17 protein-coding genes are annotated in these 16,408 nt (G+C 43.4%); 7 read left to right on the forward strand and 10 right to left on the reverse strand.

Features of this window, described 5'->3' with window-relative positions; translation table 11 throughout:
* Positions 1-135 precede the first annotated feature (135 nt).
* The 3 genes from Vgang_RS12400 to katG form a co-directional block, all read right to left on the reverse strand.
* Positions 136-1,167: a methionine synthase gene (locus tag Vgang_RS12400; protein ID WP_105901165.1), complete on the reverse strand. Its 1,032-nt coding sequence runs from the start codon at positions 1,165-1,167 to the stop codon at positions 136-138.
* 17 nt (positions 1,168-1,184) lie between these two features.
* Complete coding sequence (locus Vgang_RS12405) at positions 1,185-2,162, reverse strand: DUF1852 domain-containing protein (RefSeq protein ID WP_105901166.1); 978 nt, start codon at positions 2,160-2,162, stop codon at positions 1,185-1,187.
* 249 nt (positions 2,163-2,411) lie between these two features.
* Positions 2,412-4,616 (reverse strand): catalase/peroxidase HPI, encoded by a 2,205-nt coding sequence (gene katG / locus Vgang_RS12410; protein WP_105901167.1) that lies wholly within the window; start codon positions 4,614-4,616, stop codon positions 2,412-2,414.
* A 350-nt stretch (positions 4,617-4,966) separates the two neighbouring features.
* Here katG and Vgang_RS12415 point away from each other — a divergent pair, with 350 nt between their 5' ends.
* Positions 4,967-6,160, forward strand: a complete 1,194-nt coding sequence (locus Vgang_RS12415; RefSeq protein ID WP_105901168.1) for a DEAD/DEAH box helicase — start codon at positions 4,967-4,969, stop codon at positions 6,158-6,160.
* A gap of 88 nt (positions 6,161-6,248) precedes the next feature.
* Here Vgang_RS12415 and Vgang_RS12420 read toward each other — a convergent pair whose 3' ends face one another.
* Positions 6,249-7,328: an ABC transporter substrate-binding protein gene (locus Vgang_RS12420; RefSeq protein WP_105901169.1), complete on the reverse strand. Its 1,080-nt coding sequence runs from the start codon at positions 7,326-7,328 to the stop codon at positions 6,249-6,251.
* Positions 7,329-7,515: 187 nt separating this feature from the next.
* On the opposite strand from Vgang_RS12420, the gene Vgang_RS12425 reads away from it, so the two are divergent.
* The 3 genes from Vgang_RS12425 to Vgang_RS12435 are packed head-to-tail and all read left to right on the forward strand — an operon-like array spanning position 7,516 to position 10,628.
* A complete protein-coding gene (locus Vgang_RS12425; RefSeq protein ID WP_105901170.1) occupies positions 7,516-8,568 on the forward strand; it encodes a FecCD family ABC transporter permease in 1,053 nt (350 codons plus the stop codon).
* Position 8,569: 1 nt separating this feature from the next.
* A complete protein-coding gene (locus tag Vgang_RS12430; protein ID WP_105901171.1) occupies positions 8,570-9,355 on the forward strand; it encodes an ABC transporter ATP-binding protein in 786 nt (261 codons plus the stop codon).
* A 34-nt stretch (positions 9,356-9,389) separates the two neighbouring features.
* On the forward strand, positions 9,390-10,628 hold the full coding sequence (locus Vgang_RS12435; RefSeq protein WP_105901172.1) for an MFS transporter: 1,239 nt from the start codon (positions 9,390-9,392) through the stop codon (positions 10,626-10,628).
* A 4-nt stretch (positions 10,629-10,632) separates the two neighbouring features.
* On the opposite strand, the gene Vgang_RS12440 is transcribed toward Vgang_RS12435, so the two are convergent.
* The 6 genes from Vgang_RS12440 to Vgang_RS12460 all read right to left on the reverse strand — a co-directional run bounded on the left by Vgang_RS12440 (position 10,633) and on the right by Vgang_RS12460 (position 13,494).
* Entirely contained in the window at positions 10,633-11,058 is a 426-nt protein-coding gene (locus tag Vgang_RS12440; protein ID WP_319952108.1) for a GNAT family N-acetyltransferase, read from the reverse strand.
* Positions 11,003-11,143 carry a hypothetical protein gene (locus Vgang_RS17070; RefSeq protein WP_319952101.1) on the reverse strand — a complete coding sequence of 47 codons (141 nt, stop codon included), beginning with the start codon at positions 11,141-11,143 and terminating at the stop codon, positions 11,003-11,005. Before Vgang_RS17070 ends, Vgang_RS12440 begins: the two co-directional genes overlap by 56 nt.
* 19 nt (positions 11,144-11,162) lie before the next feature.
* Complete coding sequence (locus Vgang_RS12445) at positions 11,163-11,627, reverse strand: GNAT family N-acetyltransferase (RefSeq protein ID WP_105901785.1); 465 nt, start codon at positions 11,625-11,627, stop codon at positions 11,163-11,165.
* Between the two features lie 24 nt (positions 11,628-11,651).
* On the reverse strand, positions 11,652-12,059 hold the full coding sequence (locus tag Vgang_RS12450; RefSeq protein WP_105901173.1) for a ribosome recycling factor family protein: 408 nt from the start codon (positions 12,057-12,059) through the stop codon (positions 11,652-11,654).
* 18 nt (positions 12,060-12,077) lie between these two features.
* The gene (soxR, locus tag Vgang_RS12455; protein ID WP_105901174.1) at positions 12,078-12,521 is read right to left on the reverse strand and encodes a redox-sensitive transcriptional activator SoxR; all 444 of its coding nucleotides are present in this window, start codon (positions 12,519-12,521) and stop codon (positions 12,078-12,080) included.
* Positions 12,522-12,588: 67 nt separating this feature from the next.
* The gene (locus Vgang_RS12460; protein ID WP_105901175.1) at positions 12,589-13,494 is read right to left on the reverse strand and encodes a LysR family transcriptional regulator; all 906 of its coding nucleotides are present in this window, start codon (positions 13,492-13,494) and stop codon (positions 12,589-12,591) included.
* A gap of 138 nt (positions 13,495-13,632) precedes the next feature.
* Between Vgang_RS12460 and Vgang_RS12465 the strand changes: the two genes are divergently transcribed.
* The 3 genes from Vgang_RS12465 to Vgang_RS12475 all read left to right on the forward strand — a co-directional run bounded on the left by Vgang_RS12465 (position 13,633) and on the right by Vgang_RS12475 (position 16,216).
* Positions 13,633-14,412: a DODA-type extradiol aromatic ring-opening family dioxygenase gene (locus Vgang_RS12465; protein WP_105901176.1), complete on the forward strand. Its 780-nt coding sequence runs from the start codon at positions 13,633-13,635 to the stop codon at positions 14,410-14,412.
* Between the two features lie 79 nt (positions 14,413-14,491).
* The gene (locus Vgang_RS12470) at positions 14,492-14,935 is read left to right on the forward strand and encodes a DoxX family protein (protein ID WP_105901177.1); all 444 of its coding nucleotides are present in this window, start codon (positions 14,492-14,494) and stop codon (positions 14,933-14,935) included.
* A gap of 120 nt (positions 14,936-15,055) precedes the next feature.
* The gene (locus Vgang_RS12475; protein ID WP_105901178.1) at positions 15,056-16,216 is read left to right on the forward strand and encodes an aminotransferase-like domain-containing protein; all 1,161 of its coding nucleotides are present in this window, start codon (positions 15,056-15,058) and stop codon (positions 16,214-16,216) included.
* Positions 16,217-16,408 lie beyond the last annotated feature (192 nt).

Consider the following 16,408-nt stretch of genomic DNA (forward strand, 5'->3'; position numbering starts at 1 on the left):
ACAAATTTATCCGAGGTATATCGTGTTTATTGTGTCATTGACTTATCAAGTTGAGTTATCGGATAAGTCAAAATGGAAGAGACCCACTGAATGATTAATCAATGGGTCTCTCAATAGGCTTAGATTCAGTGATAGTTATTTGTTCGCGAGCTCTTTGCGAATGATCTCCGCACCAGCATGTAACGCTTGTAATTTTTCTCTTGCGACGTGTCTAGAAAGCGGGGCCATACCGCAGTTGGTGCAAGGGTATAGTTTATCGGCATCCACAAATTGAAGCGCTTTTCTTAGTGTGTCGGCTACTTCTTCTGGTGTTTCAATGTTGTCGGTGGCGACATCAATTGCGCCAACCATCACTTTCTTGCCACGGATTAATTCCAGCAGTTCAATCGGCACATGAGAGTTGTGGCATTCTAACGAAATGATATCGATATTCGATTGCTGTAATTTCGGGAACACCTCTTCGTATTGTCGCCATTCGGTGCCGAGTGTTTTTTTCCAATCTGTGTTGGCTTTAATGCCATAGCCGTAACAAATGTGTACCGCAGTTTCGCACTTCAACCCCTCGATGGCGCGCTCGAGGCAAGCAATACCCCAGTCGTTGACATCATCAAAAAAGACGTTAAACGCTGGCTCGTCAAACTGAATAATATCTACGCCAGCCGCTTCCAACTCTTTGGCTTCTTCATTAAGAATTTTAGCGAACTCCCAAGCCAGTTTTTCTCGGCTTTGATAATGAGCATCATAGAGAGTATCAATCATCGTCATTGGGCCAGGTAGTGCCCATTTTATCGGTTGGTCAGTTTGTTGACGTAAGAACTTTGCATCTTCGACGAAAACCGATTTTTGACGAGAAACCGGCCCCACGACACTCGGTACACTGGCTTCGTAGCGGTTTCTGATTGTGACGGTTTTACGATTTTGAAAATCCACGCCATTTAGATGTTCGATAAACGTAGTGACAAAGTGTTGGCGCGTTTGTTCGCCGTCGCTGACAATATCTACCCCTGCTGCTTGCTGCTCTTGCAGTGATACGCGCAGAGCGTCTTGTTTGCCGTTGATGAGTTCATCCCCTTGTAATTTCCAAGGTGACCATAGGGTCTCAGGCTCTGCCAGCCAGGTTGGTTTTGGTAAGCTGCCCGCGGTTGATGTTGGTAATAATGTTTTCATTCTCAATTCCTTATTAATTAAAGCGTGCAGCTGTTTGACCATTGCTCTAGTAGCGTGCCATATGGCTTGATGAAATGTTCATGAGTGAATTTGCCTTGTTCTTTGGCAAGTTGGCTACGTTCTTCACGGTCATAAACAATTTGTGTCAGCGAATGATCTTGGTTTTTTAGATTCGGTTGATAACTCACACCTGCCGTTGCATTGGCGTTATAAATCTCAGGGCGATAGATTTTTTGGAACGTTTCCATGGTGCTAATGGTGCTGATCAGCTCTAAATTGCTGTAGTCATTGAGCAGATCGCCAAAGAAGAAGAATGCCAACGGAGCAACGCTATTCGGCGGCATAAAGTAGCGCACTTGCAAGCCCATCTTCTTGAAGTATTGCTCTGTTAATGACGATTCATTTGGTTGATATTCAAAGCCAAGAATAGGGTGCTGATTTCCATTTCGTTTATACACTTTATTGTCTGAAACACTTAAGCAGATCACCGGTGATTTGTGAAAGTTTGCTTTGTATGTCTCTGAATGAACAAAGCTCTTAAAAATATTGCCATGCAGCAGGCCAAAGTTATCTGGAATACTAAATTGCGCTTGGTTCTTGTTATGTTCGAGCAGTAATACGCTAAAATCATAGTCTCTGACATAAGATGAAAAATTATTTCCCACAATCCCTTCTATACGTTGTTTGGTTTTGTTATCAACGATGTGGGTTTGCAAAACTTCAATGGATGGAAAAGTCTGTCCATTGCCTTCCAGATCAATCTCAACCGACACAATATCAAGCTCGACAGAGTAACGATCATGAGTTGGGTTATCCCAGTTTGCGAGCGCGTTAAAGCGGTTATTCATCATCTTGAGTGCGTTACGTAAATTACTTTCACGGCTTTCACCACGCGCCAAATTGGCAAAGTTTGTGGTAATACGAGTGTTGTCTGATGGGCGATAGTGTTCATCAAAGCGTATACGGCTGATTTTAAAATTGAAGTCTTTGTTCATAATCATTTCCATCCATTTATTCGCGCCTGAATTTATTGATTGCAAGCATGGCTGCGAGCCAAAAATTGATAATCGATATGATTGTTATACTGGTATGCGAGCATGAAAGATAATGGGATAACTTCACATTGATCATGAATGAATTTCATGTTGGTGAGGTGGGTTTAAATACGAGATAAAAAAATCCCCAACTCAGTGAGCTGGGGATTTCATCATTTTAGGTTAGGATTTCTTTGCCTTATTAAAGGTTTATTTCAGGTCAAAGCGATCCAATTCCATGACTTTGGTCCAAGCCTTAACGAAGTCTTTGACAAACTTCTCTTTGGCATCAGAGCAAGCGTAAACTTCTGCGACGGCGCGTAGTTGAGAGTTTGAGCCGAAGACTAGGTCAGCGCGAGTGGCTTTCCATTTCTCTTGGCCAGACTTACGATCCGTACCTTGGTACAGTTTCTTATCATCACCAACCGCTTTCCACTCTGTGGCCATATCAAGCAAGTTCACGAAGAAGTCATTGCTTAATGTTTCTTTCTTATCAGTAAACACGCCGTACTCGGTTTGACCGTAGTTAGTGCCTAGTACACGTAGACCACCGACAAGTACCGTCATTTCTGGCGCAGTTAGTGTAAGAAGCTGCGCTTTATCGACTAACTGGAACTCAGCAGGTGCTTTGGTTTTGCCACTGTCGTAGTTGCGGAAACCATCTGCAATTGGGTTCAAGTATTCGAATGATTCCACTTCTGTTTGTTCTTGAGTGGCATCAGCACGGCCTGCGTGGAATGGTACGTCAACATCCACACCTGCATTTTTCGCTGCTTGTTCAACCGCTGCGTTACCTGCTAGTACAATAAGGTCAGCAAGAGACACTTGTTTACCACCCGATTGCGCTTTATTGAACGCTTCTTGAATTTCTTCAAGTTTGGCGAGCACTTTAGCCAATTGCTCTGGTTGGTTCACTTCCCAGTCTTTTTGTGGAGCAAGACGGATACGAGCACCGTTTACGCCACCACGCATGTCTGAGCCACGGAAGCTAGACGCTGCTGCCCAAGCTGTGCTTGCAAGCTCTGAAACCGATAGACCCGAAGCAAGTACTTGTTTTTTCAGTTCAGCTTCATCGGCTTTATCAATCAGAGGGTGTTTCACTTCTGGGATTGGATCTTGCCAAATCAAATCTTCTGCTGGTACTTCTTGACCTAGGTAACGAGCTTTTGGCCCCATGTCACGGTGAGTTAATTTGAACCATGCGCGAGCAAATGCTTCTTGGAACTCAAGTGGATTGGCTAGGAAACGACGTGAGATTTTTTCATACTCAGGGTCGAAACGTAGCGACAAGTCAGTAGTAAGCATAGTTGGTTTATGCTTCTTACCCGCTTCAAATGCATCTGGCACACTTGCATCATCGGTTTTTGCAACCCATTGCCAAGCACCTGCTGGGCTCTTCAATAAATCCCATTCGTAGTTGAATAGGTTTTCTAGGAAGTAGTAGCTCCATTTGGTTGGTGTTTGGGTCCAAGTGACTTCAAGGCCAGAACCAATGGCATCTCCCGCTTTACCTGAGCCGAACATGTTGTGCCAGCCCAAGCCTTGAGCTTCAATGTCAGCCGCTTCTGGATCGGCACCTACGTTAGCGGCATCACCTGCACCGTGAGTTTTACCGAAGGTGTGCCCCCCCGCGATAAGTGCAACGGTTTCTTCATCGTTCATTGCCATACGAGCAAAGGTATCGCGAATATCATGCGCGGCAAGTACTGGATCAGGTTTGCCACCTGGGCCTTCTGGGTTAACGTAAATCAAGCCCATTTGTACTGCGGCTAGTGGATCATCAAGGTCGCGTTCACCTGTGTAGCGTTTGTCATCTTCAAGCCATGTCGTTTCTTGGCCCCAGTAAACATCTTGCTCTGGCTCCCACACGTCTTTACGACCGCCAGCGAAGCCAAAGGTTTTGAAGCCCATCGATTCAAGCGCCACGTTACCCGTTAGGATGAATAAGTCAGCCCAAGAGATTTTTTTACCGTATTTTTGTTTGATAGGCCAAATGAGACGACGAGCTTTATCTAGGTTAACGTTATCTGGCCAGCTGTTTAGTGGTGCAAAACGTTGTTGGCCTGTACCGCCGCCACCGCGACCATCTTGCACACGGTAAGTACCGGCACTGTGCCAAGCCATACGAATGAATAGAGGACCATAGTGACCGAAATCGGCAGGCCACCAATCTTGAGAGTCAGTCATTAAGTCGTGGAGATCTTTTTTTACTGCTTTGAGGTCTAAGCTTAGGAATTCTTTTTCATAGTCAAAATCTGGATCCATAGGGTCAGATTTTTGGCCTTGTTGATGAAGGATAGAAAGGTCAAGTTGGTTAGGCCACCAATCTTTGTTTCGAGTACCTGTTGCGGCAGTATTCCCACTCTTACTTACATTGCTGCTATTGTGGAAAGGGCATTTAGATTCACTAGACATACATTGTCTCCCTGCGGATTTGTAATTGTTCCCTTCGTACTTGAAGCTGCAGCTTTGTTGACGGCGTTCATTCGCCCCAATCATTTAGGCAAGCTAAATTCATGGGGTCTCACTCACTTGTCGCCTCACTGCAACTTCAATTACTTTGGGCACTATATAACGATTTGTTAATTAGAAAATTACGTCATAATTTCGAGTCTTACTAATCGGAATTACCGATAGTATTCATAGGTATTTCCTTATTTTTAAAAAGGTTAAAAGAAAGCCAATTATTTATTTGTGATATTGGTTACAGACAGCTGTATAAATTCGCTACAATGCCGCATCTGTTTCATATTTCGAGAAATCCAATGTCATTTTCTAAACTGGGTTTGTGCCCTGAGATCTTGCAAGCCATTGCTGAACAAGGTTATGAAAAACCAACCAAAATTCAGCAAAATGCCATTCCGATCATACTTTCAGGTAAAAACCTGATCGCCGCTGCTCAAACGGGTACAGGTAAAACTGCTAGCTTTGTGTTGCCAATTCTGCAGCAACTCAGCCAAGGCCAAACTCAGCGTAAGAAGCGAATTCGTGCCTTAATTCTAGTTCCAACTCGAGAACTTGCTATGCAGGTACACGAAAGTATTCAATCTTATGGCAAACATTTATCTCTTAAATCGATGGCTATGTACGGTGGGGTTGATTACGCGCCACAAAAACAAGCCTTGATTGAAGGGATGGATATTTTGGTGGCGACACCAGGACGATTGATTGACTTATACGGCCAACATGCGGTGCATTTTGAAGAAGTGGAAACGCTGGTTTTAGATGAAGCTGACCGGATGCTCGACATGGGCTTTATTGACGACATCAACAAGATCTTGGCGCGTTTGCCGGAGAATATTCAAAACCTATTGTTCTCGGCCACGCTTTCGAATCCTGTTCGTGAATTAGCGCGTACCGCGATTGATGATGCTGAAGAAATTTCTATCACCAAGCACAGTGCTTCAAAGGCCAATATCAGCCAATGGTTAGTGACGGTTGATAAAGATATGAAATCATCATTATTGACTCATTTACTGAATGAGAATGCTTGGCCGCAAGCCTTGATCTTCATTGAGACCAAACATGGCGCAGCTAAGTTCGCAACGCAACTCGAAAAACGCGGTATTACAGCCGAAGCCATTCACAGTGGCCGTAATCAAGCGTCACGTGCGCGAGTGTTGGAAGAATTTAAGCAAGGTAAAGTGAAGTATTTGATTGCTACTGGTGTTGCGGCTCGTGGCATTGATATTGAAGGCCTGCCTTGTGTGATCAACTACGATTTACCCTATCCAGCGGATGAATATGTCCATCGAATTGGCCGTACAGGCCGTGCGGGTGCACAAGGTGAAGCGGTGTCATTGCTTTCTAAAGATGATTTTAAAAATCTGTGCATGATAGAAAGCCGCCTTGGCCATCTACTTGAGCGCCGCGTCATTGAAGGGTTTGAACCAAGAAAGCCTGTGCCCATTTCAATATTGAATTATGTGCCAAAGCATAAGCGTGGGAATAAGGAATAAACAAAGCTTTAATCATAGGGTTATTAAACACAAAGCCCTTTAGATCAAATGGGATCTAGAGGGCTTTTTATTGGGTATGTTACTTGCATTAAAGCCTAGTCATAAATGTACCTTCAGGCACAACAGGTAAATACTTGCTATAAAAATCTAAGTAATTTTGATTTGGCGTGAGATCTTTAAATACTTCTGGATACATAGCTTTGGCATAAAACTCAATGAGTGCAGCATCAAATATGGTTCGGCAAGCGCCATGATACGCCGCGTACATTTGGTTATTTTTCACCGCTGAAATGGTCGACCAACCGTTGCGTTGTTTAAAGCCTTGTAAACGTTGTTTGGCAATAGATTCATCAATGCCTACGCCCATTAACATTGAGGTATCGTTGCTGCCGGTCTCATATCCAGTCATAACAATAATATCAGGGTTACTGACAATGATTTGTTCAGGGTTCAGTTTTCCCCACCACTCAACATAAGGTGCAGAAATGTTATCGCCGCCAGCAAGGGTAGCAATGGCTCCCCACATGTTTTTACCAAATGTATAGCCAATTTCATTGATGCCCGCAGCGCCAAATTCGGTATAAATTTTCGGCTTAGGTAAGTTGGCTTCTTTTAACTTTGTTTCAATTGATTCGACGGTGTTTTGATATTCCTGAGCAATTTGCTTTGCACGTTCATTTTGACCGGTAATCGCACCTATTAGTAAGGTGCTTTGAACATGACGCTCGACGGTTTGTGCGTTGTAATCTACCACTATGACCTTAATGCCTGCTGATTCGAGGCGTGGGATTTCACTTTCTAGCGCTTTGTATTGCCAGTCGGCCAGCATTAAAACATCTGGATTTAAGCTGATCACTTTTTCAATTGAAAAGGTATTGGTATCAACTCTGCCAATTCCTGGAATCTTATCTAAAGAAGGGCGGTGTTTAACATATAACTGCCAATTGGCTTCTCTAGCCTGCCAAATGTATTTCGACATACCGACTACATTGTCGTAGGCCTTTTCCGTGCCGATAGCCATGTAATCTTCAGGGTAGAAGCCAACAATAACGCGCTTTGCTGGTGCATCAAACGTGACTGTGCGATCTAAAACGTCGGTGACTGTGGTGGTTGCAGCTTGTGCCGCAACACTGAAAAAACTGAGTGCAATAACGAGATATTTCCACATGACTTAATTCATTCCTTTTGATGTTTGGGAAATTCACTTGCTCTTAAGTGATGGGTGAGGTTGTTTGTGAAGATGTTAATTGATATTGATAGTGGTTATCAATATTATTATTTTCTCAGGTGTCCCATTAAGTGTGAGAAAAAATCTTCAGTGGAATCATTGAGGGAAGAAATTAAGGTGAAAATGGATGCAAACCAATGTGTTATTAAATGCTGTCGCTGAACAAAGAAAAAGTGAGCGTCGTCGATTGGTCACAGTGTCAGCGTTTATTGTGGTGCTATTTGTATCGTTTGTTATTGATATTATGACTGGTCCATCATTGCTTAATGCGTCAAAAGTGCTTTATGCGTTGTTGGAGTTTGTCGGGTTACCTTTTCAAGTTGAGCCTTCTACCCAAATTATTGTCAGCAACTTACGTCTTCCAATCGCTTTAATGGCGATTGTGGTTGGTGGGGCTTTGGGGGTTGGAGGCGCTGAAATGCAAACCCTACTGAATAACTCAATGGCTAGCCCGTATACCTTAGGTATGGCTGCTGCTGCAGGGTTTGGTGCTGCTTTGATGTTGTATATTGGCTCCTTGGGGCTAGATAGCCAGTATGCGGTACCGATTGGCGCTTTTGTGTGTTGTATGCTTTCTGCATGCTTCTTGTTTGCTCTTGCTTCTATGCGGCACATTAGTTCAGGTCAATTGATACTCGCTGGTATTGCGCTGCTGTTTTTATTTCAGTCGTTATTGTCTTTAGTGCAATTCATTTCTTCGCCAGAGCTTAGCCAACAAATCTTGTTTTGGTTGTTTGGTAGTTTGTCAAAATCGACTTGGTCTAATTTAGCGATTGTGTCTGTGGTGGTATTAGCTGGCAGCTATTTTCTCCTGCAAGATGCTTGGAAATTAACGTCACTGCGATTAGGTGAAGAGCGAGCAAAAAGCGTGGGTGTGAATGTCACTCACTTGAGATTGAAAACTCTCTTTATTGTCGCCTTGATGACCGCAACCGTGACCAGCTTTGTTGGCATCATTGGTTTTATTGGTATTGTTGCCCCGAATATTGCCAAAATTTTAGTTGGAGAAGACCAGCGCTTCTTTTTGCCGCTTTCGTTTTTAATTGGTGCTTTTTTACTTTCCACCGCTTCGGTTTTATCGAAAGTGATTGTGCCGGGCGCACTGTTTCCTATTGGGATCGTGACCGCGATTATTGGCGTTCCTTTCTTCTTCTGGTTGATCATTTTCAAAAGGGGTTAACATGCTGTCAGTGCAATCTTTAACGACATCGATTGGCCCATTAACGCTTGCCAATGATCTTAGTTTCAATTTAAAACCGGGTGAAATGACGGCCATCCTCGGCCCAAACGGCACAGGAAAAAGCTCATTATTGAAAACACTATTTGGCGATATAAAGCCATCTCATGGTTCGATCAGATTCAATGATATTGATATGTCTGAGTTGCCATTAGCTAAGTGGCGTCAGTTATTTGGTTATATGCCGCAAGATATTCATTTAGACGTCAATCTCACTGTGCTAGAAGTCGTGCTACTGGGTCGATTGGATGCGCTAAGCTTGTCATTAAGTGAAGAGGTTTTGCATCAAGCCATTCATATTTTAGACAGTATTGGTTTAGCTGACTTGGCTAATCGTGATGTTCGCACTTTAAGTGGTGGCCAACGTCAGATGATTTTATTTGCTCAAGCCTTAATGAGAAAACCTGAAATTGTGATGTTAGATGAGCCAGTGAGTGCATTGGACTTACATTATCAGCATGTGCTACTTGAACATTTATCTCAAGAAACAGCCAAGCATCAATACACAACATTAATGGTGCTGCATGATCTGAATTTGGCCGCCCAATATGCCGATAATCTCTTGGTATTAAAGCAAGGGGAACTGGTGAAAGTTGGGCACCCGTTGCAAGTACTGACTTCGTCGTTAATCAAGGATATTTATGATGTTGATGCAAACGTCATGATAGATGACACTGGTCGTCCTTTTGTGCGTACTTTGCGTGCTCAGGCTCAAAAATCGGTCGCGTAACGGCGCTGTCTATATTGATTAAATAAGTGTAATCATGCCTTCAAAAACGCTGCAAGATTGGTTGTTACTCTCACCCGCAAGCCGAGTGTTAGTGTTTAATGCCTTTAGCTTTAATCTTGGGTTTTATATGTTGCTGCCTTACCTCGCTCAGCATCTACAAAACTTAGGTTATAGCAGTTGGTATGTCGGCTTGATCATTGGATTAAGGGTATTAAGTCAGCAAGGACTGTTTCTGGTTGGCGGCACTTTAGGCGATAAATTTGGTTATAAACGATTGATATTAATCGGCTGCTTGGTTCGGATCTTAGGGTTCCTATTTCTTGCTGTCAGTGAACAATTTGCTTTCATTGTGCTCGGGGCTTTTTTGACTGGTTTTGCGGGCGCTTTATTTACCCCAAGTAGCCAAGCTTATTTGTCGATTGAATATCCAAATGATGTAGAGAGAAACCGCGTATTCGCGCTGCAGAATCTTTGTACTGAGATAGGTAAGCTCACAGGGCCCGTTGTTGGTCTCGCGTTATTCTCACTGAGTTTTAGTATGGTGGGTTATACCTCGGCTCTACTTTTTTCGGCTCTATTTATTTTGCAATGGTACTACCTACCTCAAGAGAAAAAGTTACAACACAAGCTAAATGAAAACGGAGCCGTCCCACAAGCATTTTGGCGTGAGTGGTTAACCATGTTCAAACACCGTACTTTTATGCAATTTGTCTTGTGCGCTGCGGTATTTCAGGTTTTATTTCATCAACTTTACTTATCTATTCCTTATGCGGTAAAGGAGCAGACAGGAAATCCGTCCTATATCACTTTGGTATTTCTAACGTCTTCTATTTTGGGCGTACTTTTACAGTTGCCAATCAGTCGCTGGATTGAAAACCATTTAGGTATCGCCAAAGGTATGGGATATGGCATGGCGATTATGGGTTGTTCATTTTTGGCTTTGAGTTTTCCTACTGCCAGTTATCCATTTTTGCCATTTGTCGCATGCGCGGTGGTGTTCAGTGTTGGCTCAATGATGGTTTACCCCTTAATTGGCGCTTATATCCCTCGTTTTGCTCAAAGCAACAATATTGCCAGTTATTATGGCCTGTATTCGTGTGTGGGTGGTTTCTTCGCGTTTATTGGTAACTGGGCTGCCGGTTGGTTGCTTGGGCTTGCTGACTTTTCATCACAGTGGCTTTGGGCTGGGTTTGCGTTACTCGGTATCTTGGCTGGATTGGGTTTGTTTACCCAAGTTAAGCAACGCATGAGTACCTTGGCTGTGAGTGATTAAATCGTTACTTTTGATACTGGTACAAGTTATTCTGCATGCCATAGAGTTCAATTTGCTTTATCAACTGAAAGTCGAGCTTGGTTAATAATCCATTAGAGGCAATATTGTCAGGGAGTGTGATGGCTTGAACTGTCTCAAGCTGGTAGCTCGCCATGCCTTGCGTTAGCACCATACTCGCGGCTTCAAAGCCATAGCCTTGCCCACAATAATCATCTAATAACGCGTAGCCGATATCTGGGCTGTCCAATTCTGGCCGTTTGATCAAGCCGCACATACCAATAGGGGTTTGGTTATGTTTTAAGGCGACTAAATTTAAGCCAAAACCATGTTCAGCGTAGCTTTTAAGTGGCCCTTGATTGAGATACGGAGTGGCGTCATCCAGTGTGCGGACGTTTTTTATCGGCGATGTAGCGAATAAAAGAATCTTGATTTAAAAGTTGCACGATAATGCGGGTATCTTCTAGTGTGAAGCGGCGAATGATCAGCCTTTCTGTTTGGTATAAATAGTCAGCCATAATTTACTTTTTCAATCATTTAAAGTGTCAATATCATTTTAAAATTAATCAATTCTTGGCCTCGTATTGCAACACTTTGCTGTTTGTCTTGTATAAAACCAAAATGTTGAAAAAAAGGCTTAGCAGTAATACTGACATAAGAATATAACTGCTTGAGCTTATGCTCGGAAGCTTTTTGCAGCAGGTGTTGCATTAATGCCTTTCCAACACCACAACCTTGATATTGATGATGACAAAAGAAATGATCGATCAGACCATCTGACTGCAAATCGGCATAACCGACAATCTTCCCATCTATTTCAGCAATAAACGGTTTGAGTGTTTGCATGTGCTGCGCCCAAACGTGCTCGTCATAATCACTCGGTGCCCATGCCTCGATTTGTGTGTGAGTGTAATCATTGGTGTTAACCAGTCTAACGGTGTTGAAAAACAACTGACGTAAGACTTGGGCATCACTGGCTTGATAGTCTCGAATATGGATGATGGCTTTATTTCTTGCATTCATTGGCTAAAACCCTTCTACCGTTTCTCTCGCTATTCTTGCTTCAACTAACGAGCAATGGGTCCTTGCCATCAATTCACTTAATGTGATATCTGGTTGGTGCTCAATTAACGCGGCTAATTGCTCGGCTTTTGATTCTGTCTGGTCATTTGGCTGATCTAAGCCTTGTTCTAGCTTGCTGATAAGGTATTGAAACTTGGATTCAGATTCCTCTTTCAAAGCGGACTGAAAGGCGATCAAGCCATCTCTTTCACCGATGATTTGCCAATTACGTGAACGGCGAATGCGCTTTAATTCACAACCTAGGTGATGGGCTAATTGTTTGGCTTGTGCGTTATTGTCTCCACCGATGCGATGGATCAGTGACGGTAGAGTGATGATGATGTGGTTTGGATTAACTTTCGCTTTCGCCATGGGTGTTTGGATATATATTCATTCAGATTTTGTTGGGATGATACTCAGTTTTGCGCCTGCTTGAGCCACCGGTCTGCTGTCTTCTGGATTATACAGCGCGCAGCTATCTAATGATAAACAACCACAATTAATGCAACTGCCGAGTTGAGTTTGTAGCGTTTGTAGCTGCATGATTTTTTGTGATAACTGTTGTTGCCAGTGATTGGCTAACGTTTCCCATTCTTCTTTTTTGGGGGCTCGGTGCTTAGGTAAGTAAGCCAGTTGCTCGGAGATTTCTTGTAATGTTAAGCCGACATTTTGCGCCGCTTTGATTACCGCAATGCGTCGCAGTATTTGCCTGGGGTAGCGTCGTTGGTTGCCCGCATTTCGGCTGCTGTAAATCAGTCCTTTTTGCTCATAAAAATGTAAGGTTGCTACGCTGATCCCAGCACGTTTGGCCACTTGGCCGACACTCATATCCATGTTGAATCTTCCTTATTCTTGAAACCTCATTCTAACTTAAGGTTTGTAGTATCACGAATTGAATATCTTAGGAGCTTTGTGTCGGGCACGATTGAGCCATATAGGCTTTAAGCGCTTGATTAAACACATTGACCTTCTGCTGTAGGTATTTGCGATGGCTGTAAACCGCATTCACGGGATAAGCGCCAAAATCATAATCGGGAAGCAGTTGCACCAGTTTATTGTTACGAATATAAGGGTCGACAGCAAAATCTGGGCTAATGGTAAAGACATTGGCATGCGCGGCTAACGTTGCAGAGGCGAGGGCATTGTTGACGGAAATGGCCGCTTGAATAGGAAAGCTCAATGTTTCTCCATCTTTAAAGCACTGCCTCAGTTTAGGGCCTTTATGGTTACTATCAAATACGGCTGGCAGTGCAGATAATTGATGCGGATGGCTAGGTAAGCCGTGCTGTTCAATAAATGCGGGTGATGCACACACCTTTAATGTCATGTGCCCAACGGAGACCGCGATCAGATCAGAATCTTGCAGGTGACCAATGCGAATGGCAAGGTCGTAGCCTTCAGATACAAGATCTACAAATCGATCGTTTAATACCACATCAATATTGAGATCTGGATGTTGCTGAATAAACTGCGCCACAAAAGGCATTAACACGCATTCTCCAAAAGTGGTTGGGGCGCTAATGCGTAATCGGCCTGCTACTTGTTGTTGATCGCTTCTCAGGCCGACTTCCACCATAGAAATGTCATCCAATATACGCTTGGCTTGCTCGTAATAAGCGCGTCCGGCATCGGTGAGCTGTAATCCACGTGTCGAACGATGGATGAGCCGAACTTCTAGCGTATTTTCAAGTTGAGAGACATGCGTACTCATTAATGCTTTGGTTTTGCCCAGATGCTGAGCTGCGGCGGTGTATGAGCCTTTTTCAGCGACATACACAAAGCTATTCATTAAGTTCAATTTATCCATCTTACCCACCAGTGTTCAATAATCTTAAACAATGTGTTCATTATTAGTTGTATTGTCAATAAAACGCAATAGGTACAAACTTTATCCCAAGTCGCAGCCAACGTGTTTGGTTGTTAATGAATGAGATGAGGAGCCGTTATGAAATTAGCACCGGTGATGTTTGTTGGACATGGTTCGCCAATGTTTGCCATTGAAGCGAGTCATGCTCGTGATTTATTAGAGCAACAGCAATCTCAGTTTGATGACGTAAAAGCGATCGTCGTGGTGTCAGCACACTGGGTAACGAACGGCTACACGGGTGTGACGTCGGATGATGCACTGCAAACTATTCATGATTTTGGTGGCTTTCCTACTGAGTTATATCAATTGCAATATCCTGCTGCGGGTAACCCCAGCTTGGCTAATCAAATTGAACAACAGTTGGAAAGTGCGGGTTTTGAGGTGCAGCAGCAATCGCAACGAGGCTTAGATCACGGCGCATGGGTGCCTTTAATGCATTTAGTGCCGGAGGCGAATATTCCTGTGATTCAAGTGTCGATAAATTCACATTCGAGCGGTGAAGATGTGTATCGATTGGGGCAAACCTTGAGCCAACTGCGCGAGCAAGGTGTCGCTATTATCGGTTCAGGTTCGATTACTCATAATTTACGCGATGTGGTGCCCGGTTCAAATCAAGCGGCCGATTATGTGGTGCGATTTGAGCAATGGGTGCGTGAACAAATCACCCATCGTGATGCCCAAACGCTAATGACGGTGCCGCAATTACAGGAAGACTTTTTCCGTGCGCATCCAACTCATGAGCATTATTTACCATTGCTGGTGGCACTTGGCGCGAGCCAAGGCAGCGATGAATTGACCATATTGAAAGGTGGGATCCAGCATCACGCTTTATCAATGGAATCGTATTTATGGCACTAATTCAAACGTGTCATAAGTTCAATATTTTATTTTATATCAACAAGTTAATTTTTATTTAGTGAAGAATAAGGGAACATCTATGTCAGTTTTACAAAAAGTACTTCAATCTCCAGCAAGTTATGCTCCACTCATTTTACGTGTTCCTACAGGTATTACACTCATGGCACACGGCTCGCAAAAACTATTTGGTTGGTTTGGTGGTTATGGCTTAGAGGGAACAGGCAAGTTTATGGCGTCATTGGGGTTAGAGCCTGGGATGCTGATGGCGTTCTTAGCGGGTTCTGGTGAGTTCTTTGGTGGCCTGTTCTTATTGATCGGTTTGCTGACTCGACCATCAGCATTCGTTGTGGCATTTACAATGCTAGTCGCGATCTTGTCAGTGCATATCCACAACGGTTTATTCCTTGCCAACGGTGGTTATGAATTTGGTTTAGCATTGTTAGCGATTGCAGTTTCTTTATTGGTTTCTGGTTCTGGCCGTATCGGTTTAGATAACGTGCTTGCTGAGAAATTTAAGCGTTAATCACTCATCTTTTCTTTACAATGCCCAGTAAATTGCTGGGCATTTTTGTATTTGTGATATTGCCGAGATGTAAAGAAGGCGTACAATGCAAATTATCAATACATTAATAACGAGCAGAAAATGGAACTTACTCACGCCTTACAACAAATCCAACCTTCTTATATTCGTGAAATTTTAAGAGATGCCCAAGCACCGGGCGTGATTTCATTAGCCGGCGGCTTACCAGATGGGGATCACTTTCCCATTGCTTTGATGGAAAAATCACTGGCATCATTAGCTCAAAACCCTGCTTTATTTCAATATGGTCAAACCGCGGGTTATGGTCCGTTATTGGACTACTTCCGCAGTCAATTCAAACTACCTGAACACCATGAATCCTTGGTGTGTACAGGCTCTCAACAGGCACTAGATTTAATTGCCCGTGCTTACGTGAACCCAAGTGACAAAGTGGTGATGGAAGCGCCGAGTTACCTTGGGGCGTTGCAAGTTTTTGGCTTAGCGCAAGCCAATATTGTAAGTGTTTCGCAACAAGCCGATGGCCCGAATTTAGCCGAACTTGAAGCCTGTTTTGCTGAACAATCGCCGAAGTTATTTTATGCCGTACCGGATTTTCATAACCCAACGGGCGTGACTTGGAGTTTAGAAGTTCGTCAAAAAGTGGCGCAGCTTTGTCAGCAATATAAAGTCACCTTAATTGAAGATGTTCCATATCGAGAACTGCGTTTTACCGGTGAGATGCTGCCTTTGGTGTCGAGCTTTTGCCCAGACCAAGCGTTAGTGCTACGTTCTTATTCTAAGATTGCCACGCCTGGTATGCGTATGGGCGTTGTGAGCGGTAAATCAGAATGGATTGCGCCATTAGTGAAGGTTAAACAAAGCGCAGATTTGCACTCAAGTATCCCGATGCAAGCGGTGTTACTGGACTTAATCACTCATCCTGATTTCCCATCTCATATCGAAAAACTGCGCGTGCTATACCAAGAACGTTATTTGAGTTTTGCTGAACAGTTGCAAGCGAAATTGCCACAAGGCTGTCATTTTAACCCAGTGGAAGGCGGCATGTTTGTGTGGCTCACACTACCAGAATGTGACGATTTTGCCTTAGCCAAAGCGGCGTTAACTAACAAAGTGGCCGTCGTACCAAGCTCAGTATTCTACAAAAAAGGCGAACGTATCACGCCTGGATTACGTCTGAATTTTACTAATGCTACAGCGGAAGAATTAGTGTCAGCTGTCGAACGTTTAGTAGACGTGATTAAGCAAGAGTGTAAAACGGCTTAGAAAGATCAATAGTTTATTGTCGATACCTAAATGGCAGAGAGCGTGTGTTCTCTGCCATTTTTGTCTGTAAATTTAATCAGTTAGTCTCATTTTTTTGAAAACAGCATCATTGGCCGTTGTTATTAAATAAGTGAACGTCAATAGAGCTTAATATGAAGCGCTTAAATCTATCTATTTTCAAAATATATAAAA

This window comes from Vibrio gangliei (assembly GCF_026001925.1).
Lineage (GTDB): Bacteria > Pseudomonadota > Gammaproteobacteria > Enterobacterales > Vibrionaceae > Vibrio > Vibrio gangliei.

Coding starts and splice junctions, on each gene's coding strand:
- Vgang_RS12415 (WP_105901168.1), top strand. CDS start 4,967: ATGTCATTTTCTAAACTGGGTTTGTGCCCTGAGATCTTGCAAGCCATT.
- Vgang_RS12470 (WP_105901177.1), top strand. CDS start 14,492: ATGTCAGTTTTACAAAAAGTACTTCAATCTCCAGCAAGTTATGCTCCA.
- Vgang_RS12420 (WP_105901169.1), bottom strand. CDS start 7,328: ATGTGGAAATATCTCGTTATTGCACTCAGTTTTTTCAGTGTTGCGGCA.
- Vgang_RS12425 (WP_105901170.1), top strand. CDS start 7,516: ATGCAAACCAATGTGTTATTAAATGCTGTCGCTGAACAAAGAAAAAGT.
- Vgang_RS12465 (WP_105901176.1), top strand. CDS start 13,633: ATGAAATTAGCACCGGTGATGTTTGTTGGACATGGTTCGCCAATGTTT.
- Vgang_RS12400 (WP_105901165.1), bottom strand. CDS start 1,167: ATGAAAACATTATTACCAACATCAACCGCGGGCAGCTTACCAAAACCA.
- Vgang_RS12475 (WP_105901178.1), top strand. CDS start 15,056: ATGGAACTTACTCACGCCTTACAACAAATCCAACCTTCTTATATTCGT.
- Vgang_RS12430 (WP_105901171.1), top strand. CDS start 8,570: ATGCTGTCAGTGCAATCTTTAACGACATCGATTGGCCCATTAACGCTT.
- Vgang_RS12405 (WP_105901166.1), bottom strand. CDS start 2,162: ATGAACAAAGACTTCAATTTTAAAATCAGCCGTATACGCTTTGATGAA.
- Vgang_RS17070 (WP_319952101.1), bottom strand. CDS start 11,143: ATGGCTGACTATTTATACCAAACAGAAAGGCTGATCATTCGCCGCTTC.
- Vgang_RS12450 (WP_105901173.1), bottom strand. CDS start 12,059: ATGGCGAAAGCGAAAGTTAATCCAAACCACATCATCATCACTCTACCG.
- Vgang_RS12460 (WP_105901175.1), bottom strand. CDS start 13,494: ATGGATAAATTGAACTTAATGAATAGCTTTGTGTATGTCGCTGAAAAA.
- soxR (WP_105901174.1), bottom strand. CDS start 12,521: ATGGATATGAGTGTCGGCCAAGTGGCCAAACGTGCTGGGATCAGCGTA.
- Vgang_RS12435 (WP_105901172.1), top strand. CDS start 9,390: ATGCCTTCAAAAACGCTGCAAGATTGGTTGTTACTCTCACCCGCAAGC.
- katG (WP_105901167.1), bottom strand. CDS start 4,616: ATGTCTAGTGAATCTAAATGCCCTTTCCACAATAGCAGCAATGTAAGT.